Annotated in this window: 18 protein-coding genes and 1 pseudogene; 14 read left to right on the plus strand and 5 right to left on the minus strand. The window is 44.7% G+C overall.

The window, feature by feature from the left end; all coding sequences use genetic code 11:
* Positions 1–146: 146 nt before the first annotated feature.
* Both trmL and DMB88_RS09150 read left to right on the plus strand, forming a co-directional pair.
* The gene (trmL, locus tag DMB88_RS09145; protein ID WP_056698484.1) at positions 147–611 is read left to right on the plus strand and encodes a tRNA (uridine(34)/cytosine(34)/5-carboxymethylaminomethyluridine(34)-2'-O)-methyltransferase TrmL; all 465 of its coding nucleotides are present in this window, start codon (positions 147–149) and stop codon (positions 609–611) included.
* A gap of 172 nt (positions 612–783) precedes the next feature.
* The gene (locus DMB88_RS09150; protein ID WP_024629045.1) at positions 784–1038 is read left to right on the plus strand and encodes an AbrB/MazE/SpoVT family DNA-binding domain-containing protein; all 255 of its coding nucleotides are present in this window, start codon (positions 784–786) and stop codon (positions 1036–1038) included.
* A 120-nt stretch (positions 1039–1158) separates the two neighbouring features.
* Here the strand turns inward: DMB88_RS09150 and DMB88_RS30950 are convergent, their stop codons facing one another.
* Together DMB88_RS30950 and DMB88_RS09155 are read right to left on the minus strand one after the other, a co-directional pair.
* On the minus strand, positions 1159–1503 hold the full coding sequence (locus tag DMB88_RS30950) for a serine hydrolase domain-containing protein (protein WP_254438513.1): 345 nt from the start codon (positions 1501–1503) through the stop codon (positions 1159–1161).
* Positions 1464–2069, minus strand: coding sequence for a serine hydrolase domain-containing protein (locus DMB88_RS09155; protein WP_254438514.1), 606 nt, complete (start codon positions 2067–2069; stop codon positions 1464–1466). The genes DMB88_RS30950 and DMB88_RS09155 overlap by 40 nt, the downstream gene beginning before the upstream one ends.
* 471 nt (positions 2070–2540) lie before the next feature.
* On the opposite strand from DMB88_RS09155, the gene DMB88_RS09160 reads away from it, so the two are divergent.
* The 6 genes from DMB88_RS09160 to DMB88_RS09185 all read left to right on the plus strand — a co-directional run bounded on the left by DMB88_RS09160 (position 2541) and on the right by DMB88_RS09185 (position 10359).
* Positions 2541–3305: an alpha/beta hydrolase gene (locus tag DMB88_RS09160; protein ID WP_128101105.1), complete on the plus strand. Its 765-nt coding sequence runs from the start codon at positions 2541–2543 to the stop codon at positions 3303–3305.
* A gap of 10 nt (positions 3306–3315) precedes the next feature.
* On the plus strand, positions 3316–4275 hold the full coding sequence (locus tag DMB88_RS09165; RefSeq protein WP_128101106.1) for an ABC transporter permease: 960 nt from the start codon (positions 3316–3318) through the stop codon (positions 4273–4275).
* Between the two features lie 17 nt (positions 4276–4292).
* A complete protein-coding gene (locus DMB88_RS09170) occupies positions 4293–5195 on the plus strand; it encodes a carbohydrate ABC transporter permease (protein WP_056698472.1) in 903 nt (300 codons plus the stop codon).
* Positions 5196–5325: 130 nt separating this feature from the next.
* A complete protein-coding gene (locus DMB88_RS09175; RefSeq protein WP_128101107.1) occupies positions 5326–6921 on the plus strand; it encodes a type 2 periplasmic-binding domain-containing protein in 1596 nt (531 codons plus the stop codon).
* Positions 6922–7042: 121 nt separating this feature from the next.
* Positions 7043–9208: a beta-glucosidase BglX gene (gene bglX / locus DMB88_RS09180; protein ID WP_128104381.1), complete on the plus strand. Its 2166-nt coding sequence runs from the start codon at positions 7043–7045 to the stop codon at positions 9206–9208.
* A 134-nt stretch (positions 9209–9342) separates the two neighbouring features.
* Positions 9343–10359: a LacI family DNA-binding transcriptional regulator gene (locus tag DMB88_RS09185; RefSeq protein WP_128101108.1), complete on the plus strand. Its 1017-nt coding sequence runs from the start codon at positions 9343–9345 to the stop codon at positions 10357–10359.
* A 344-nt stretch (positions 10360–10703) separates the two neighbouring features.
* Here DMB88_RS09185 and DMB88_RS09190 read toward each other — a convergent pair whose 3' ends face one another.
* Complete coding sequence (locus DMB88_RS09190) at positions 10704–11768, minus strand: phosphodiester glycosidase family protein (protein WP_128101109.1); 1065 nt, start codon at positions 11766–11768, stop codon at positions 10704–10706.
* Positions 11765–12175, minus strand: a complete 411-nt coding sequence (locus DMB88_RS09195) for a uroporphyrinogen-III C-methyltransferase (RefSeq protein WP_128101110.1) — start codon at positions 12173–12175, stop codon at positions 11765–11767. The genes DMB88_RS09190 and DMB88_RS09195 overlap by 4 nt, the downstream gene beginning before the upstream one ends.
* A 433-nt stretch (positions 12176–12608) precedes the next feature.
* On the opposite strand from DMB88_RS09195, the gene DMB88_RS09200 reads away from it, so the two are divergent.
* The 3 genes from DMB88_RS09200 to DMB88_RS09210 all read left to right on the plus strand — a co-directional run bounded on the left by DMB88_RS09200 (position 12609) and on the right by DMB88_RS09210 (position 15507).
* On the plus strand, positions 12609–13265 hold the full coding sequence (locus DMB88_RS09200; RefSeq protein WP_128101111.1) for a response regulator transcription factor: 657 nt from the start codon (positions 12609–12611) through the stop codon (positions 13263–13265).
* A gap of 144 nt (positions 13266–13409) precedes the next feature.
* The gene (locus tag DMB88_RS09205) at positions 13410–14633 is read left to right on the plus strand and encodes an aminotransferase-like domain-containing protein (RefSeq protein WP_128101112.1); all 1224 of its coding nucleotides are present in this window, start codon (positions 13410–13412) and stop codon (positions 14631–14633) included.
* A 247-nt stretch (positions 14634–14880) separates the two neighbouring features.
* Positions 14881–15507: an FMN-dependent NADH-azoreductase gene (locus DMB88_RS09210; RefSeq protein ID WP_056698444.1), complete on the plus strand. Its 627-nt coding sequence runs from the start codon at positions 14881–14883 to the stop codon at positions 15505–15507.
* A 231-nt stretch (positions 15508–15738) separates the two neighbouring features.
* On the opposite strand, the gene DMB88_RS09215 is transcribed toward DMB88_RS09210, so the two are convergent.
* Positions 15739–16461, minus strand: coding sequence for a DUF2161 family putative PD-(D/E)XK-type phosphodiesterase (locus DMB88_RS09215; protein WP_254438515.1), 723 nt, complete (start codon positions 16459–16461; stop codon positions 15739–15741).
* Positions 16462–16820: 359 nt separating this feature from the next.
* Between DMB88_RS09215 and DMB88_RS09220 the strand changes: the two genes are divergently transcribed.
* The 3 genes and pseudogenes from DMB88_RS09220 (at position 16821) to DMB88_RS09230 (ending at position 21259) form a co-directional block, all read left to right on the plus strand.
* Positions 16821–18716: a PrkA family serine protein kinase gene (locus DMB88_RS09220; RefSeq protein WP_128101113.1), complete on the plus strand. Its 1896-nt coding sequence runs from the start codon at positions 16821–16823 to the stop codon at positions 18714–18716.
* A gap of 462 nt (positions 18717–19178) precedes the next feature.
* Positions 19179–20177 carry a globin-coupled sensor protein gene (locus DMB88_RS09225; protein WP_128101114.1) on the plus strand — a complete coding sequence of 333 codons (999 nt, stop codon included), beginning with the start codon at positions 19179–19181 and terminating at the stop codon, positions 20175–20177.
* Between the two features lie 135 nt (positions 20178–20312).
* A pseudogene (locus tag DMB88_RS09230) lies at positions 20313–21259 on the plus strand (LacI family DNA-binding transcriptional regulator).
* Positions 21260–21466: the final 207 nt, after the last annotated feature.

Below are 21466 nucleotides of genomic sequence, written 5' to 3' on the forward strand. Positions count from 1 at the left end.
TTTGTAATCAAAAGCGGACGATATGAACAACCTCTCAAACGTTGCATCTGTGCCTTTCCAGAGCCTTCCACATTGACGTGTGGAGGGCTTTTCTTTAAGATTAAGGGATTGTCGTTAAACATGAATAAAAAGGAGATCGAACCTATATGGCTTTACACATTGTTCTGGTTGAGCCCGAAATTCCTGCGAATACGGGCAATATATCCCGCACATGCGCGGCTACCGGCATCCACCTACATCTGGTTCACCCACTGGGCTTTCGTACGGATGACGCTACACTGAAGCGTGCAGGCTTGGATTACTGGCATGCTGTACACATTGAATATCATGATTCTTTTGCTGAAGTTCAAGAGAAATTCCCTGAAGGACGATTTTTCTACGCAACGACGAAGGCGAAAAATCGGTATAGCGATTTTGAATTCCGTGATGGGGATTTTCTCGTTTTTGGTAAAGAAACCAAAGGCCTTCCGCCGGAACTCATTGCAGCTAACCCAGAAACGTGCATGAGAATGCCAATGACAGGTGACGTAAGGTCGTTGAACCTCTCCAATTCTGCAGCGATTATCGCCTATGAGGCATTGCGTCAACTGGAATTCCCGGGTCTAGATTGACCGGGGTTCCATCCTGCGAACAGGTTACGAATGGTCAAAAAAAACATTTTTCAAAAAAAAGGACAAAAAATGTTTATTTCCAGCAGGATTCGACAAAATGTTGGCGAATCTATAAACTTAGTACAAATGTACCTAGAAATTTAGAGTGAGATAGGAGAGGTGTGCCGTAGCTATGAAGCCAGCTGGAGTCGTTCGCAAAGTTGACCAATTGGGTAGGATCGTATTGCCTAAATCTTTGCGTAAAAGGTATCAAATGAATGAGGGAGATCCTGTAGAAATCCTAGTTCAAGGGGATCATATTATTTTGGAGAGATATCGCCCAAAATGTATTTTCTGCGGATCCATGGAAGAAGTCAATGAGTTCAAAGAGCGTTACATATGCGCACAATGTTTAGATGAAATGACCCAGCTTCCACAGCACGGGTAATAAGATTACGTCATGGAGGAACACTCCATGGCGTTTTTTCTTTTTGAAGACTAGATTAACACATGGATAGGAGAGAGATAACTCAAGCACGTGTAGTTGATCTTATCATTTGTTTCTTGTTTAGGATAGGATCGGGAGAATCTCAGTCCACACAGCGTCAAGAATCTGTTGCATTTGATCTTCTTCACTGTTGATCGAGATGACGGCTTGCTGTGCAGGCAAAATGATACACAGTTGACCGTGAGCTCCATCGGCACGATATGCATCATGCGAACACATCCAGAATTGATATCCGTAACCTTTACCCCAATCACCGGCTCCAGATGTCATAATCTGTCTACGTGTAGCACTTCGAATCCACTCAGCACGTATAAGCTGCTGCCCCCTCCAGTTGCCCTCCTGAAGAAGCAATTGCCCGAATCGACTTAATTCCTCATTACTAATCCAAAGACCTGCGCAACCCAAAGTGACACCAAGTGGAGAGGTTTCCCAATCAACGTCATGTATACCGAGTGGTTCAAATAAACGGGGGTTAAATAGTCTTTCACGGTTTGCCCGGTTGCTGCTTGAAACAGAGCAGAGATCATGAATGTATCCCCACTGCTGTATGTAAATTGTTCCCCTGGCATCCGATCTAAAGGTAGCGACATGTAATATTTGACCCAATCCTTCTCTTCCAAAGAAGCACGTTCTTCTACGTGTAGCGGAGGATTGTTATGTCCTGAAGACATACGAAGCAGATCCCCCAACGTTAACTGCTGTGGAGGAAAAAACGTCTCAGAGATGGAGGGGAGATTATCGTATGTGAAATACTCGCCAAGTGTTGAATTAAGGTGAAGTAAGCCTTCTTCAATCGCAAGGCCAACAGCCATGCATGTGAAAGATTTACTGATGGAGTGCTGTAAACGGCGAGCATCTTGATCGCGATCCCATTGTGCTATGAGCTTCCCGTTACGCAAAACGCGAGCAGACAACACGTTAAGTTGATCATTCTTTATTTTATGGACAAATCTATTTAGCTTGTTAGTCATATATAAACCACCTTTCGTCGGGTGAAACCCTAGTGAAGTAGGTTGGTGAAACGTTTCCGTAACGAAATCCAAAATTAGGGCTTATGTTAGTACATTCCGAGATTGATGTCAATGAATAATGTGAAAACGGTTACGAAAAAGCAGGTAGTTCCCTGAAAAAGTGTCTTTTAGCGTAATATATTCGTTGCGAACCACGTTTTTTAATAAAAAAAGCGCGAAAATTGTAAAAAGGTTATTGACAGGATTTACTGATCGGGATTATGATTTATTCGAAACGATTCGAAGAAATCGCTTCCAAGATAATTATGGGTTTTACAAGTCCATATATATTAAAGTTGATCGAATTTGAAACGATTCGAGAGAATCGTTTCGATAACCCAGCACACTACAGGGGAATCTACGACATGCTGCATTCAAACACCGCTAACAGAGTAGAGTGAAGGCGGCAGTTGATAATGAAAGGGGTTACAAATGGCGCATATCACGATCGAAACGGGATCACCCACATTATGTATGAATACGAGCATACATGTTGTATCCAGCGACTCTGGAGAGACTTCAGGCGGTACGCTATATCTGCTACATGGGGCAGGCGATAATGCAAGTACATGGCAGCGTCTGACGACAATCGAAATGTACGCTCAGCAGTATGGCTGTACCATCATTATGCCAGAAGCGAATCGAAGCTATTACACGGATATGGAATACGGCCTGAATTACTTCCACTACATCACTCAGGAGTTACCTGACTTATGCAAGCGTCAGCTTAATCTGAATTCCGATCCAGCGAAGACGTATGTTGCCGGTTTATCCATGGGTGGATACGGTGCACTGAAATGTGCACTGACCTATCCGGAACGATATCGCAAAGTCGTTTCCTTATCGGGTGTGACGGATATTCAGAAACGTTTACAAGATCCTATGATGCCTCCAGGCATGATCAAAGAAATGAAAGCGGTTTTTGGTGAACAGCTGACAGTGAAGCCTGATCAGGATCTATACACCTTGTCAGCCAACTTGTTGCAGCAGGGTGGAACCTTACCCCGTATTCTGAGTTGCTGTGGTGATCATGATCCATTTGTCGAGATGAATCGAGCATTTGCCGAGTACATGCAGGATACCGCTTTTGAATTTCGATATGTGGAGACACCAGGCACGCATGAATGGAGATTTTGGGAACAGCACCTAAGAACGATGTTTGATTTTCTGTATAACGACAAGACCAAAGTAGAGTGAGGAGATGCAAATGAAACCTGCAGCCGAAGGACCCAGCAAAAAGCTGAAGGGACACGTGAAAGGCAATTCGCTCTGGAGTGAAATCTGGAAGCACCGAATGACATATACCCTGCTGATACCGGGACTTGTCTGGTTGATCCTATTCGCCTACATGCCAATGGGAGGTCTATCTCTGGCATTCAAAGACTACAAGGCGAACCTGGGAATCTGGGGTAGTCCATGGAGTGGATTTGAGAATTTTAAATATGTTTTCCGTGACCCGACCTTTATTGATGCCGTGTGGCGCACGCTGTACATCAATATTCTGAAACTGATCATCCAGTTCCCATTCCCGATCATTCTGGCGTTGTTGCTGAATGAATTGCGAATGCGCAGAGGGAAGAAATGGTTCCAAACCGTCCTTACCTTCCCACACTTCCTGTCCTGGATCATTGTATCGGGGGTAGTTATCAATGTGTTGGCATATGACGGACTGGTAAACAGTGCGCTTGGATTACTCGGATTGCCAACGATTAACTTCTTAGGTTCCGAATCAAACTTTGTACCGATGCTGTTATTGACTGATATTTGGAAATCAAGTGGATGGGGCGCAATTATCTTCCTTGCCGCAATCTCCGGTATTGACCAGGATCAGTATGAATCAGCACAGATTGACGGAGCTTCTCGTATGCAGCAGATGTTCCGTATTACACTGCCTAACATTCTTCCAACGATCACGGTTATGTTTATTCTGTCGGTTGGTGGGCTAATGTCTTCCGGTTTCGACCAGATCTTCAACTTAGCCAACGCCGCAACCAAAAATGTATCAGAAGTACTCGATGTATACATCTATCGAATCACGTTCCAGTCTTCAACCGATTTCTCATTCTCGACAGCAGTCAGCCTATTCCGTTCCATCGTGAACATGATTTTGTTGCTTCTCGCTGACCGATTTGCGAAATGGCTTGGCGGAGACGGATTGTTCCGATAAGAGAGGAGGAGTAACGAATGAGTAAGAAAGCGAACAAGAAGCCGAGAATTGGCACTGAAAAAATGACCTTTCTCGATTACATCATATTTGCCATTCTACTTGTGCTTGCATTGATGATTCTAATTCCGTTCTGGAATGTCATCATGATCTCATTTGCAACACAAAAAGAGTACGCTGAAAATCCATTTCTGATGTTCCCGAAAGAGTTCACACTGGATTCGTACCGAGCATTATTCGCTGATGGAAGTATCATTTCGGGGTACAAAAACACACTTATTTTGCTGGTCATTGGATTGCCGCTTAGCTTGTTCCTGACAACAAGTATGGCTTACGGCTTGAGCCGTAACAATTTTCCATTCAAAAAGTTTCTGTTTTTCCTGGTGCTGTTCACCATGATCTTTAACGGTGGGATTGTACCACTGTATCTCATTATGAAATCGTTGCATCTTACAGGCACGTTGTGGTCAGTGATCCTCGCGGGAAGCTTCAGTGCCTTCAATATGATCCTAATGATGAACTACTTCTATACCTTGCCAGAGTCCTTGATGGAGTCAGCGAGACTGGATGGAGCGGGTGAATGGAGAATCCTATTCTCTGTCGTTCTTCCACTGGCGACACCGATTATAGCGACCATCACACTCTTCTATGGTGTAGCTTACTGGAACAGTTGGTATGATGCGATGATCTTCCTTCGAAAAGCCGATCAGTTACCTTTGCAGAATGTGCTCAGGACGATCATTGTTACGTCTCAGACGAATGCATCCAATGCATCTAGTGTCGATGCAACCCAAGTGAGCAACTTCTCTATGGGAATGAAGATGGCGGCTGTATTTGTAACGATGGTTCCGATTATGTGTTTCTTCCCAATGCTGCAAAAGCACTTTGCCAAAGGGGTATTAACAGGGGCAATCAAAACCTGATTATACGTATAGAAGTCATTCAAAAAAACGCTTTTGATTACGCAAGATGCCTGTTGGTATCAGCAGCATCGAACGTCCTTTTTGGACACCAGTAGGCTTGGAAATTCAACTACAAACATGGGGTAAGAGCATGAACACGAACAAAAAGTTGTCAGTTAGATCGATCTTTGCTATCACACTTTGTTTATTGATGCTGGTGGTGACGGCTTGTTCTAATGGTGGCTCAGAAGGCAGTAACGAAAAGGACGCTGATGGCAATTACAAAGATAACCTGACCATCTCTGTAGCGAACCTGACGGAAATTAAAAACGGAAATTTGGATAATGACTTCCATAAGTTCTGGACAGACAAATTCAACGTAACTTGGGACTACAACTATATCGATTGGGATTCATGGGGTGAGAAGCTTCGTCTGTGGATCAACTCCGGTGACTTGCCGGATGTATCGGTATGGAACTACGTTCACGGGGATGCGCTGAATAACATTGATCAAGGTTTGTTCTACAAATTCCCGGATGACTGGAAAGAGCGCTGGCCTAATGTTGCTGCAGCTTATAACTTGACAGGGCTTGGTGATAAATTGGAGGAGCTGACAGGTGGAACGTATCTCTTGCCTAGACCGATTTATTATGAGAACAAACCTGCTGATCCACTAACAAACCAAATCGGTGTTATTGCTCTTCGTAAGGACTGGGCAGAAGCGGTTGGTTTCGAATTGAAGGATGCGTATACCACATCTGAATTGAATGAATATGCTGCACTTGTAAAAGAGAAAGATCCAGGCAAAGTGGGGAACAAACTTGTACCCCTGTCCTATAACGCCGCTGATGCGATGACAAACATCATTATGCCAAACAGCGTGCATGCGATCACAGATTCTCCGTTCTTCAAAGGTGAAGACGGTCAGTTCCACTGGGGACCAGCAGAGCCTGAAACACTTACAGGGCTAAAATTGATGCAACAAGCATACAAAGATGGATTGCTTAACCCTGAGTTCTACACATGGAAGAACAATGAAGGTCAGAACAACTTTAAAGTAACAGGTACAGCAGCAGTAACCAGTCTGGGTGGACTTGCTTCATACAGACAAGGTCTGGATTCGGATATTCGCAAAAATCTAGGTGTAGATAGTGATGAGATGGTTCACACGGCAATCGTTCTTGGTGACGACGGTAAATATCGTAACCTGGAGCAAGCCAACTTCTGGTCCGCATTGATCTTCAATCCGGAGATTAGTGACGAGAAGTTTGAACGTATCATGGATCTGATTGACTATTCCGCAACCAAAGAAGGACAATTGCTCATCAACATGGGCTTTGAAGGAACCGATTGGAAGTACGATGAGAACAATGAATTGGTGAGCTTACTGCCAGAAGGAACGGTTCTGGAAGATAAGTACCCAGCTCGTTTCGAAGGATTGTATCTGCTCGGTGACGATTTCAGTGTAGTCAACCCTGCGATCAAAAAGGATTACCGCGATCGTGCTGTGAAACTGTTCGAGGAAAAAGCAAAACTCGGAACAGAGGGCCAATCGCTGGCAACATACGACTGGGATGTCAACCTATACGACTCCAAAGCGAAAAGTCAGGCTTCATTCGATTACCAGAACGAATATGCAAACCTGATTCTCAAAAGTGGAGATCTGGAGGCTAACTGGAAAGAATGGGTGAACAGTAAAATGTCTCTGGTTCAACCTTACCTGGATGAGCTGAACGAACAATTTTAAGTGAAGATTCAGGAAGTAGATGGGACATGGTGGAAGTAACCTGTCTCATCCACCCGAACCCGGTGCGTAGTTAAATATGCAGCCGGGTTCTTCAATTCAATGAGGTGTGGAGGAATACATGATGAATAATGAGCAATTGATTGATCTGGTGGGGCAGATGACTTTGGAGGAAAAGACAGCCCAGCTGCTCCAATTAACTTCTAACTTTTATGAAGGGACGGATACGCAGGGGCAGATTACAGGGCCGATGGAAGAGATGGGTATCACCAAACAGTCTGTGGAGGCCAGCGGCTCCATTCTAGGTTTGTCCGGTGCTCAGGCGATTATTGATGTGCAGCAAGCTTATATGGAAAAAAGCCGACTTGGTATCCCACTTTTGTTCATGGCAGATGTTGTGCATGGTTTCAAAACCATTTTCCCCATCCCGCTGGCAATTGGCTGTTCATGGGATACCCAGTTAGCGGAGAAATCTGCTGAGATTGCAGCACGTGAATCCGCAGTCTCTGGTTTACACGTTACGTTTGCCCCTATGGTGGATTTGGTTCGTGATCCTCGCTGGGGTCGTGTCATGGAAACAACAGGAGAAGATCCTTATCTGAACAGCTTGTTCGCGGCGGCCTTTGTTCGTGGATATCAGGGGGACAATCTGAAGGAGGAGACAGACCGTCTTGCGGCTTGTGTAAAACACTTTGCTGCATATGGTGCAGCAGAGGGTGGTCGGGATTACAACACGGTAGATATGTCAGAGCGCAATCTGCGGGAGTATTATTTACCTGCTTATAAAGCTGCGCTTGATGCGGGTGTAGAGATGGTCATGGCGTCATTCAATACAGTGGACGGTATCCCAGCTAGTGGTAATGAGAAGCTTATGCGTAACATTTTGCGTGAGGAATGGGGATTCGAAGGGGTGCTTATCTCGGATTGGGCTTCCATTCGTGAGATGATTGCCCACGGGGCAGCGGAGGATGATCGTGAAGCTGCATATCGTGCCATCCGCGCTGGCGTGGATATCGAAATGATGACACCGTGCTATGTTCACCATCTACCTGCGTTGATTGCAAGTGGTGAAGTGAACGAGAAGCTTGTGGATGAAGCGGTACTTCGTATATTGCAGCTCAAAGAAAAATTAGGCTTGTTCGATAATCCGATCCGTGCAGCTAATCCAGAACGTGAGCGGGAGATCGTGTTCTCGAAGGAACACCGTCAGGTGTCCTATGAGCTGGCTACCAAGTCTGCAGTGCTGCTGAAAAATGTGAACAACGTTCTTCCGCTGAATCCGCAAGCACATGTTGCTCTGATTGGACCATTTGCCGAGAGTGAGGATATTCTGGGATGGTGGTCATGTGAAGGCGTAAAAGCAGATGCAGTTAAGCTGGGAAGCACATTGCAGAAACGTCTTGGCACAGATCAAGTTCATCTGGCTCAAGGCAGTGGTGTGCACACGATTACATCTGAGCAGATTGCGGAAGCGCTTGAAGTTGCAAGCAAGGCAGATCTGATTGTGCTTGCGCTGGGTGAAGATTCAGAGATGAGTGGTGAGGGTGGATCACGCACCGATATTCGTTTGCCAGCAGCACAATTAGAGCTCATTAAGCATTTGAAAACAACAGGTAAACCGTTGGCGAGTGTCATCTTCAATGGTCGCCCACTTGATCTGCATGGTGTATGGGGAGAATCGGATGCTGTGCTTGAAGCATGGTTCCCGGGTAGTGAAGGCGGGGCAGCAATAGCTGATGTCCTGACAGGCGTGGTGAACCCTTCTGGTCGCTTGACGATGTCCTTCCCTCAATCGGTAGGTCAAGTTCCTGTGTACTACAATCATTTTAATACCGGCCGCCCATTGAATCCGGAGAAGACTGAAGAGCGCTATGTTTCCAAATATATTGATAGCCCGAATGACCCATTGTTGCCGTTTGGTTACGGTCTATCTTATACCACGTTCGAGTATGGTTCACTTGATATCTCAAGCCAAGAGTTGAGCAATGAGCTTCCCCTGACTATTAAGGTAAAGGTAACAAACACTGGAGAACGTACAGGTGTGGAGACGGTTCAGTTATATGTGCGGGATGTAACTGGTGAAGTAGTGCGACCGATGCGAGAGTTAAAAGATTACGTCAAGCTGGAGCTGGCTCCAGGTGAAACGGGCACAGCAACATTTACGCTAAATGAAGCCCAGCTTCGCTATCACCACTCGGATCTGAGTTATCGCAGTGACAAAGGTGCATTCAACGTCTATGTAGGGCCAAATAGCCGCGATACTCAAGAGGGTAGCTTCAAATTAGTGTAGTCCGTTAGAGTTTAAGCGAGGCTACTGAAAGGTCTCGCTTAAACAAAACGTCATTTTGAATATTTAAAGCACATAGAAGACGTCGGGTTCTCTGATCTGGGGAGCCTGATCCATATAACAGGGGAGCGAAGAATGTGGTCAGTATTAAGGATATCGCCAAGAAGGCGGGGGTTTCGATCTCCACCGTGTCGTATGCACTGAATGGTAGCAACAAAGTGACAGATGAAACAAGCTCCAAGATTTTGGCCATCGCCAAAGAGCTGAACTATGTTCCTAATGCTGCTGCAAGGACGTTGAAGAAGAGGGAATCCAAAATTGTAGGCGTATTTCTGACCGATTTTAGCGGAGATGTCTATGGAGACTTGCTCACTGGCATGAAGGCGGTCTGTAATGCACAAGGGTATGACTTAATTGTATGCAGTGGTAAAGAGTCTCACCGGATGCTTCCGGAACGAATGATCGATGGAGCCATCATACTGGATCACACGTTTGCCAGTGAAGAATTGCTACAGTATGCTGATCGTGGACACAAAATCGTTGTGCTTGACCGGGAATTAGATCATCCGAACATCAATCAGGTTTTGCTGGATAATAAGGCTGGAGCAACGCTTGCAATGGAGCATCTCATTGAACAAGGGTTTACGAAAATCTATGTGGTGACAGGTCCAGAAGGCTCTTTCGACTCAGTACAGCGTATGAAGGCGGTAAGGCAGGTTACAGAGCGTGAACCCAACGTAGAGTGGATGGAGATTACGGGAGATTTCGAGAAAAGTGGCGGAGAAATGGCTGCCAATCAGATCATTCAAGAATTTACGAGCCCTGTTGGCGTATTCTGCTTGAACGATGAGATGGCGATTGGGTTATGCAACCAGATTGCCAGCAGTGAACTACAGGTTGGACAAGACGTTCACGTCATTGGATTTGATAATATTGAACTCAGCAGTTACGTTAGTCCAAGGCTCGTCACGATTGATTATTCCAAACGAAAATGGGGTTCATTGGCGGCAGAGCAATTAATCAAACTTATGGCGGGAGAACCAGTAGAACATGAACGAATCTACGTGCAACTCGTAGGAGGGGACTCTGTTCGCTGTCAGATTGAACATACACCTGTTATAACTGTAGGAAACAATTCGGCGGCGCGCTATTGATGATGCAGTCTCATTGTAGCGATGATGCAATTCTTCGTGCACAAAGTATAAGAGACAAGAATTAGAAGAATGACTACATTCTTTATAATCCTTGTCTCTTGTTGTGTCGTCTACAATCTCTATAGGCAAAGAAAAAAGCCTCTTCCGCGAAGAGGCTTGGCCATCAGAGACCTTTCGTTTTGTCATTGTTGTAGGATGCAGTCAGGATGCCTGTCATATACAAAGCGAGTACGATTGCGATAATCCAGAATGTCAATGAGAACGACATATACTTGCCACCTCCTGCACAATCTCAATTTCTTCTATTATAACCAATATGGGAAGAAAAGGAATGCCTATACAGTTTATTTATAAAATAAAAAGTGAGTAGGTACAGGTCTGAGATTTCCATCTGATGGATTGTTGACCACCCGATTGTTCAGAACCAGTGACGAAGATCCGCCTCCGTCCAGATTATAAGCGTCAACGACGCCAAGCTTGTACAGTCGGCCTTGTAGCTCTTCTAAGGTTGCCCCGGAGCTGCCTTTCTCGTTATAACCATCCACTACGATAATCAATAGCTGATCATCCTTATAATTGCCGATGACCGTACGTGGAGCCCGCTTAGGAGATACCTTCCACTTGGCGGGTATAGGCGTTTTACGACCATTTTGAAGCAATACAGGCACAAACGTAGCTCCAAATTGTGGTTGCAGGCGATCTAGGGAGCCTTTGTCAAAAAACTTGCCACCGACGAGCTTACCTGCATCGTTCAGTCCTACAAAAAATAAATCTTTAAAACTAGCTTGAAACCCATTTACGTACTTTCCGTCCATGACGGTTGTACTGAGAGGATAACGTTTGCCTCCGCTATCAGCGAAGCCGCCCGCATTAATTCCAGCAATAGCTCCATTACGTTTGACGGCCTGCATAGTCGTCTCTGACCTTCCAGCTTCACTACTGAGAGCCATCTGCATCGCTGTAGGGTCCTTAAGCTTGATTTTCATTGCATAGCCCTTATAGGTGCCTGGATTAACACGGTACATCTCAATTGTAAGACGGTCACTGTTAATTCGTTCAAATGGAACGCCTAGTTTAGACGAGATCCGTTGATTGTAGATCGCTTCTGGGCGAGTGGCTTGTGCCGTCGCCTTTTGCACGAGAGCTGACATTGTACTTGTTGTTTGATTGTATAATTGCGTTGTCTTTTTAATAGAAGAAGATGTTTGAACAGCAGCTTCTTCAGCCCCTGAGAGATTCTGACGAATCGCCTGGGTTTGAGGCGTGATTGTCTCTTCAGGCAGCGATAGATCCATTAGACTAGCCGGTTCAAGCGAAGGACGGAACAGCAGCAGACAGAGCATAAGTCCAACAAATGGAGCGAGTGCAAGCATAAAAAAACGATTAACCTGTTTAACGGGTGTAATCATTTGAGCAGATCCATCTTTTTCTGGAGGGTCTCCAGTTGTTTTTTGACTTCGCTCAGTTGGGTATACAATTTGTTGCTATTGTCCGTTTTGTCGCTTGCATTGTCCTTGGTGAAATTCAGCAATTCATTGAAGGATTGCACTTGTCCCTGAAGATCAGAAACTTCCTTCGATATCGTTGTTAGCTGCTTTTCGTATTCTGATTTCAATGCGTTAATCTGCTGTTGATTATGTGTCTGAAGCTGATCAATCATCTGCCGCTGGAGATGGTTACTATAATAGTAGGTTCCGATTACTCCGAGTGCAATGAGCACAATCCACATGACCAGAAACAGTTTAATTGAAGAACCGGCCTTGCTTTTGGTGCTCCGGGTGTGATGGGTGTCAGAAGGTTGAGCAGAAGGTTTCATATCATCACTCCTGGTTATTTATAGGTACTAAAAAAATTCCAATCCTCATTCTATCATGCCCCTATTGATTACGCAAAAATGAAATTCTTTCAGTAATAGGATAAAAAGAGATTGCATCGGAAGGAAGTCCTAGGATACAATTTCTTATAGATGCAATAAGTAGGAACTTTGGGCAAGTTTTTCGACCTTTTTAGCTAGTGATACAGGAGAATTATACTATATTGTGACCTAAATAAATGGAATAAATGGTATTTTATCACATTATAGAACGATTGTAGGGCTTATTTTTAGCCTTATCACTTATTTTTCTTCAAATTTCGACATTTTGCAGCGCATGCTTCTTCTATACGTGGACTGTCGCAGGCAAAGGTGAAGAGTGAAGTCGAAGGATAGAAAAGCAAATTTGTCCAATACATAACCAGGGGGAACAACAATGAAAAAAGTATGGCAGGTGGTCATCGTAGATATCCACCCCACCAGCATGCTGGGAACAAAACTAATTTTGGAGGAACAGCAGGATCTGTTGGTACGTGGTATGACTTCGACGGGAACAGAAGGACTTGACTTGGTGAAAGCTAATCAGCCTGATTTGGTATTGATGGATTACCGACTTCCTGAAGGTCAAGCAGATCAATTTATTTCCGAAATAAAAACGGTATCAGCGCACAGTCATATCGTTATTCTTACGGATGAGGATAACGTGAAGTTATTCCGTCATCTTATGAATCTCGGGGCAAGCGGAATGCTGTCCAAGCAGGCATCCCCTAGCCAACTGATTCATCTGATATCTGGACTGCGCGAAGGTTATGTATCCATGCCGATGTCTTGGTTGACGAGCGCAGAGTGGGCAGAGCCGATTGAATCGAGAGCGGAAGAATTCATCGTAGATTTGACGGAAACAGAAAATTTTATTATGGAAAGAATTGTTCAAGGGGTAACCTATGATAAAATAGCGAGTGAGATCAACGTTAGCCGTCGTTCGATCGACAACTATTTGCGTAAAATCTATGTGAAGCTAGACGTGAGCAGTAGAGCGCAAGCTATCGAGCGGTATGCGTTGTGTGCCAGACAGACAAAATCCATCTCTTGATGAGCCACATTTCATAACTCTCGCGTTCTAGGATTCGTTAGGTGACATGTACAATCGTCATATTCTGTGTTCTTCTGGAATAGGTTGTAGTGGCTACGAGCTATGTGCATAGCTTGGAATAGGGACGAAAGGAGAACGAGACCAATGAGATATTTCTTCGCCTCCCGTACAAACAGACTGTTGTCTTCACCGCTAAGAGATATTCGCAAAATGTCTGACAAGGATTATTTCATCTCTCTAGCGGAGGAATTGCCAGCAGAGGAACTGTTCCCGTTTAAACTGCTGGAAGAAGCGGCTGTGTCTGTATTTAGTTCGGGTCCCTCTGCACTTCAATATGGTGAGCCGGCAGGATACAGACCGCTAAGAGAGTGGCTGGACAAGGACTGGAACACGCGTAAAGGCATCCGAACAATTCCTGAGCAGATCCTGTTAACCACAGGAACACAGCAGGCTATTGATCTCGTCATGAGGCTGCTGTTAGAGCCGGGGGATTCTGTTCTAGTTGAACATCCCACATCTCCAGGCTGCCTCGAAGTTTTGGAGATGCAAGGAGCTACTATTGTACCTGTTATGGGTGACTCTGATGGGATATTGCCGGATCAATTGGAACGCCATATGCAGCAGGTGAGGCCGAAGCTGCTTTTTGCTGCACCTAGTTTCTGTAATCCCACGGGTGCGTTATGGAGCATGGAGCGGCGCGAGGCGGTATTGGACTTATGTTCTCGTTATGGTGTGCTGCTTGTAGAGGATGATTCGTACGGTGAATTGCATTTTGATGGACTGCAGACGGAGGATTTCTATCGCAAGTACCCCTCACTCTTCGCATTGGATACAGCAGATCAGGGTGGACATGTCTTGTACATTGGTTCGTTCAGCAAAACGGTTGCGCCAGCATTACGTACAGGATGGGCAGCAGGTCATCCAGCCTTAATTCAGGCAATGGCATCGGTGAAACGGATTGCGGATGGACAATCCAGCCCAATGAATCAGCGATTGTTGTATCAACTGTTAGCACATTCTCCTTTTCGCTGGACCGATCATTTATCATTATTGAACCGGGAATACAAGACCAGGCTTAAGTTGATGCTGGAATTGTTGAAGAGACCTGGCTGGAAGGGCTCCAACTACGATATACCCCAAGGGGGCATGTATTTATGGGTGGAGTTACCTGAAGGATTAGATAGTGGGGCGTTGCTTAAAGCTGCTCTGTTAAAAGGTGTATCTTTTTTACCAGGCTCTCTCTGTTCTACAGGAGAACAAGACCACCGTCATATTCGATTGAACTTCAGTCATCCTGGTCGAGATGAGCTGTTACTTGGCATGAACCTAATCAGCGAGTCCATTGCCGAATTTACGGCACGTAGTTAATTGAACAATAGAAAATAACCAAATATTATAGAAGCAAAAAATTGGATCTGCGCCTGAGATGGTTGTTATACGTACATTTCAGGCTGCGGGTTCTATTCCATATGCGTCCGAAGTAATTACGTTATTGCATCCACTAACATTTTTATATATAATGTGTATTAATAAGTTGTGCCCTTATAAATAGGGCGGCAATTTTAATTTAGTGCCTACAGCACTTATCATTTTAAACTAACGGGGGAAACCAAACATGGCTAATATTTTATTTGTTAAAGCAAACGACCGCCCTGCGGATCAAGCAGTGAGCGTTAAATTGTATGATGCATTCTTGAGTGCATACAAAGAATCCCACCCAGGTGACACAGTAACTGAGTTGGATCTTTACAATACAGATATCCCTTACTACGGTAACGATGTAATCACTGGTGGTTACAAAGCAGCTAACGGTATCGAAGCAACACCAGCAGAACAAAAAGCAGCTGCACTTGCTGCACAATTGCAAGATCAATTTTTGGCAGCTGACAAAGTTGTATTTGCATTCCCGCTCTGGAACTTCACAGTTCCTGCTCCATTGGTAAACTACATTTCTTACCTGAGCCAAGCTGGTAAAATGTTCAAATACACTGCTGAAGGCCCTGTAGGTCTGGTTGGCGACAAAAAAGTAGCATTGCTTAACGCACGTGGTGGCGTATATTCTGTAGAGCCTATGGCTTCTGTAGAAATGTCCGTTAAATATGTAACAAACGTATTGAACTTCTGGGGTATCCAAAACCCTGAACTGGTTATCGTTGAAGGACACAATGCTTCCCCTGATAACTCCGAAAATATCGTTAATGCTGGTTTGAAACTGGCTGCTGAAGTAGCAAACAGCTTCTAATTCAAACGATATGACATATAAAGCGCCTGTCGTTCCCCATGAGGAAACGATAGGCGCTTTTTTGTATAAACGTCGCAGCGATATGCGTCGATTCGAATCATGGTTGGTTGAATCATACAAACGGGAAGGTGCATCCCGTAGTTCAGTCCTCTTTTCCAGCTATATAGGATAATACCTCTTCAGCAACATGCTCCAAATCGTTACTCCATTCCAACTCATTCATGCGACGTTCTAGCAGATCCTGTTGATCAAGCATATGTGCATGTGCTGTAAGAGCCTCAATTCCCTTAACGGTAAGGATGTATTTCCCCGGGATACTCGTTCGAACCAGCCGTAATAATTTTTCTGCAGAATCGATGCGGTCGAACCCACTCCTGTTTGTTTCACAATCATAGCTGGCGAAGCTTCACCTTCGCTCCTTAAAGCAGCAGCAACACGTAATGCTTTTTCGCGGTAAGCCGTAATCAAGGGCCTTCGTGTGCTCCCCCCTGTATTGTAATCCCCGGTACGTTCATCGAATTCCTTTAGAAGCCGCTGCCGTCTTACTCCGCCTTTACGAGAAGCTGAAGGGAGCGCATGATTCAGTGAGGTGGGTTCACAGAGGACGTCAATCAGAGGCGATTTGGTTTTGTAGAACGTGACAGCGATCAAGCCAAGTTCCAGTTTAGTGCAGACTGCGGTCAATTCACTCCAGCGTTGGTTCACCGCTCCGCGTTTGCTACGGTTACGTTCTACCGCTAAATATACGTTTGGACTTAGTTTCAATCGCTGCATCCCTTGTAGAAGGAGAGACAGGTTGAAGGACTTCTTCATCTCCACAATTAAAGGTACGTCCTCATCTGCCCTGATGCCAACCAGATCACAATGCTTTACTTCGGCTCTCACGGTGTATCCCCGCTTCTCGAAGAATGCTTTTACAGGTGGATATAATTCGGTTTCGTATTGTATGGCCATTCCCGCTTCTCCTTTCCTAAGTAGATCCTCTTCCTTGCTAAGTGCTGTCCGTTTTCCTGAATTAGAACCTTTATTATAGCATATCAGTTCTTTTTTTTCTGAGGGCCAAGATGTCTGATAGAACAAGGAAAGGGTAAAATTAAGACCTACGAATTGAAAAAAAGAGGTCAACTTATCCAATTTGCCGCATAGGTATGTAATACACTTTTCACAACAATATCAGTCGTTTGGACAGAGGGTGGCGGGACTAATCCGGACCGCAGATGGGTATTCAAGCAGGAGCCGCAATTCTATTGATTTCTTCATACCATTCGGAATGGTTGACAATCACACTAAAGGAGCCATGGGAGGTACCAAGCATGAATATTTTTGAACGCGTTGCGGAACATCGGGCAGAGAGTGACCGTTTGTCATGGAACGGAACATTTGAGGATTACATCGCACTGCTGAGAGAAGATCCGACTCCGGCAATGACGGCTCACGCACGAGTGTATCAGATGATTGAATCATTCGGCGTGGAAGAAGTGGGTGGACAGAAACGATACAAGTTTTTTGAACAAGAGATTTTTGGCTTGGATCGTTCCATTGAGAAGCTAGTCGAGGAATATTTCCATTCAGCAGCACGCCGATTAGATGTACGTAAACGGATATTATTACTTATGGGACCCGTTAGCGGAGGGAAATCTACACTGGTGACGTTACTGAAACGTGGCTTGGAGAAGTTCTCCCGTACAGAAAAGGGTGCAGTGTACGCCATTGAGGGATGCCCAATGCATGAGGAGCCTTTACATCTCATTCCACTGGAGCTTCGTCCAGAAGTGGAGAAGGAAATAGGTGTTCGAATTGAAGGCAACCTATGCCCTTCCTGCCAGATGCGGCTTCGTACAGAATATGGCGGAGATATTAGCCGGGTGAAGGTGGAACGAGTCGTCATTTCGGAAGATAACCGTGTAGGGATCGGAACATTCAGTCCATCTGATCCGAAATCTCAGGATATCGCAGACCTCACAGGGAGCATTGACTTCTCCACGATTACCGAGTTTGGTTCGGAGTCTGATCCGCGTGCTTATCGTTTCGATGGGGAGCTTAATAAGGCGAACCGTGGACTCATGGAGTTTCAGGAGATGCTGAAATGTGATGAGAAATTTCTCTGGAACTTGTTATCTTTAACGCAAGAAGGGAATTTCAAGGCTGGACGATTTGCATTAATCAGTGCGGATGAAATGATTGTTGCACATACGAATGAATCGGAGTACAAATCGTTTATTTCCAACAAAAAGAACGAGGCTCTGCAATCCCGGATGATTGTAATGCCGATACCTTACAATCTGAAGGTGTCTGAGGAAGAGAAAATTTATGAGAAACTCATTCAACAAAGTGACATGAAGCATGTTCACATTGCGCCGCATGCGCTGCGGACAGCAGCCATTTTCTCAATACTTACCCGCTTGAAAGAAACGAAGAAACAAGGTATGGATCTGGTTAAGAAAATGCGGATGTATGATGGCGAGGAAGTTGAAGGGTACAAGGAAGCGGATCTGCGTGAAATGCAAAATGAGTATTTGGATGAAGGGATGTCGGGAATCGATCCGCGGTACGTCATCAACCGGATATCCAGTGCTTTGATTAAGCAAAATCTTCAGTGCATTAACGCGCTGGATATCCTACGGGCGATCAAGGATGGTCTGGATCAGCATGCTTCTATCTCGAAAGAAGAGCGTGAACGTTATCTGAACTTTATTGCTCTGGCTCGCAAAGAATATGACGAGCTTGCGAAGAAAGAAGTGCAAAAAGCGTTTGTTTATTCATTCGAGGAGTCTGCAAAAACATTGTTTGAGAACTACCTTGATAATATTGAAGCTTTCTGCAACTGGTCCAAAATTCGAGATCCATTGACGGATGAGGAGATGGATCCAGATGAGCGCTTGATGCGTTCGATTGAGGAGCAGATTGGAATTTCTGAAAATGCGAAAAAAGCGTTCCGGGAAGAGATTTTGATCCGAATCTCAGCATACTCCCGCAAGGAGCGCAAGTTCGAATATAGCAGTCATGATCGACTGCGTGAAGCGATTGAGAAAAAGCTGTTTGCTGATCTGAAAGACATTGTCAAGATTACGACATCAACGAAAACTCCGGATGCGACGCAGTTAAAACGAATGAACGAAGTCATTAAGCGATTAATCGAGGAACATGGCTACACTGCGGCGAGTGCCAATGAGTTATTGCGCTATGTGGGCAGTTTATTGAATCGCTGACCGAATATCAGACCATTCCGGATCAGGCTCTTAATGCCTGCTGTGAGGCTCCTTCACGGCAGGATTGAGAGCCTTTTTACATGATTTACGTAGAAATGAAGTGAGTTTAATCACAATTCAGTACAAATTTATGACAAAATAGTTCTAATGGTTTATGAAAAGGTAGGCCATTTAGTCTATAATCTATACAATATTTAGAAATTAAAGTTTCTTATAGTACGTGTTCAAAAAGATCGGTTTTCAGTATCGAGAAGATGGGATGAAGCAGAAATGGAGTAGCGGAGCGTAGGCAAACTACGTGAGCAACTACATGTTTCCGAAGGAAACAAGCTGCGTAAGCATCCACTTATTTCGGCTGAATTCCATATTCGATGTTGAGATGCCGCTCGCGCATCATTCGTAATCAAAAGCGGACTTTTTGAACAACCTCTTATAGCTTACTAAGGAGTCGATTACATCACTATGAGTATTACTGCAGCAAGACAGAAACAACTCGATTATATTGGACTAACAAACAAGGATTTGCAGTTACTTGCCGCTCACCGGCCTGTTTTTGAGAAGGTAGTCAATGAAGTTGTTGATCACTTTTACAGACATGTAGGCAACTATCCTGAACTGGTGGATCTGATTGCTCGATTCTCGAACATTGACCGATTAAAAGAAACACAACGCATGTATTGGTTATCGATGACAGATGGTGTCGTGGATGACGCCTATATTCATCAACGCATTGAGATTGGGCTGGTACACTCACGAATTGGATTGTCTGAAGATTATTATTTAGGTACATATATGGTCTATCTCGATATTGCGACAACCATTTTCCAGCAGGTCATTCCAGAGTCATGGCATCCCATCATTCAGGCACTTAGCAAAATGTTCAATCTGGACTCTCAGCTTGTACTGGAAGCTTATGAGAAAAAAGAAAAAGAAAAGCTGCATCATCTCGCTGCGGATCAACAAAATACGTTGCTGGCGATTACGCAAATTACACAACAGTTGACAGGTATGATCACTGAACTGAATGAAAATGCACGAGCGATCTCCGATGTAGCTATGCAGACGGCAGCTTCCCAGGATCAAGCACATAAATTGCTGGAAGAGTTAACAGGAGAGATTAATCAGATCGGTAAGATGGGAGAACTGATCCGTGAAATTTCAGATCAGAGTCACCTTGTAGGATTGAATGCAGCAATTGAAGCTGCACATGCCGGGGAGTTCGGTCGGGGCTTCGAGGTGGTTGCGAGTGAGGTGCGTAAGCTTGCAGCGAGTTCTCGCGATGCGCAAGGTAAGATTCAGGCTAATCTAGAACAGATTATGAAGAAGCTCAGCCATGTACAGAAAGAATCAGAACATACATCACAGGGGGCACAGAGTCAAGCATCCCGTTCTCAGGAGCTGGCTGTATTCGCCACAACGATGGAGCAATTGGCAGTAGATCTGCAGAAACTGGATCATTAAGTTGTAGATAATACACCTGTTGGAACCGGTATTACCGTTTCTGGCTGTTTTGAGCTATAATGGGTAGACAAACCTGCCGATGCGTTAGCGAAAGCAGTCGGAGACAGGGGATTTATAAGAGGTTGAGGTGATCAGATGGCTTCTATCCATGATGTGGCCAAAGAAGCGGGCGTATCTGTTGCAACCGTTTCCAAAGTGCTGAATGACTATCCGGATGTAAGTGATAAAACTAGAAAAAAAGTCAATATAGCCATCGAACTATTAAAATATCAACCGAATGTGGTCGCACGTGGATTAGTTAAACGTCGCTCTTGGACAGTAGGTGTTCTCTTAACCGTTCCGTTTACCAATCCATTTGTATCGGAATTACTGGAAGGGATCAAAACAGCGCTGGAGAACAGTGGATATGATCTTGTTCGTTTATCTACACGTTTCGATGACCCTGGCTACTCATTCATCAAGCATTGTCGTAGCCGTAATGTGGATGGTGTTGTTGTATTTGGCGAAGGAAGGGAAAACCAAAGTATTCAAGAACTGATTCATGCAGAGATTCCAACGATGTTTGTGGACACCGATTTGTTTGGCAAACGAGCTGGATATATCACAACAGATAACGCGAATGCTATCGGCATGAGTGTTAAACATTTAGTTGAGCTCGGGCATCGCCGGATCGCATATATTTCGGGTACATTAGGATCGGCGGTAGCGAATCTAAGGCTGGACGGGTACAAAGAAGGACTGCGGCTCTGTGATATCCCATATTCGACCATCTATTTGGAGGAATGTGATTATTCATTTGATGGTGGGGTAAGGCGGCAAGAAGACTATTAGCCCTGAAGGATCATCCTACTGGCATTGTCTGTGCTTCAGACATGTCTGCATTTGGAGCGATTCAAGAAATTGAACGGCATGGTCTGCGTGTACCTGAGGATATATCGGTTATTGGCTTTGACAATACATACTATGCGCAGGTGTTTAAGCCTGGACTAACGACCATTAATCAAAATATATATTCAATTGGAATTAAGTCGATTGAGTATCTGATTGCAATGGTCGAGAATCCAGACTATACCCCCCGGTAGTTACGGAGCCTTCCAATCTAGTTATTCGTCATACAACAGCACCTGTGCCTGAATAGGTGGCAATATTAACAAAGAGAGGACAGCCAATGGCTGTTCTTTTTTTGTGTGTAATTGGGTGATCGATATGCTTCATCTAAAGCTAGGCGTATTCCCTGCTGAAGGTTGCTGATGGTAAAAGTTGAAATGGAACAAGATGGTAATTAAATC

Source organism: Paenibacillus sp. DCT19, from assembly GCF_003268635.1.
Lineage (GTDB): Bacteria > Bacillota > Bacilli > Paenibacillales > Paenibacillaceae > Paenibacillus.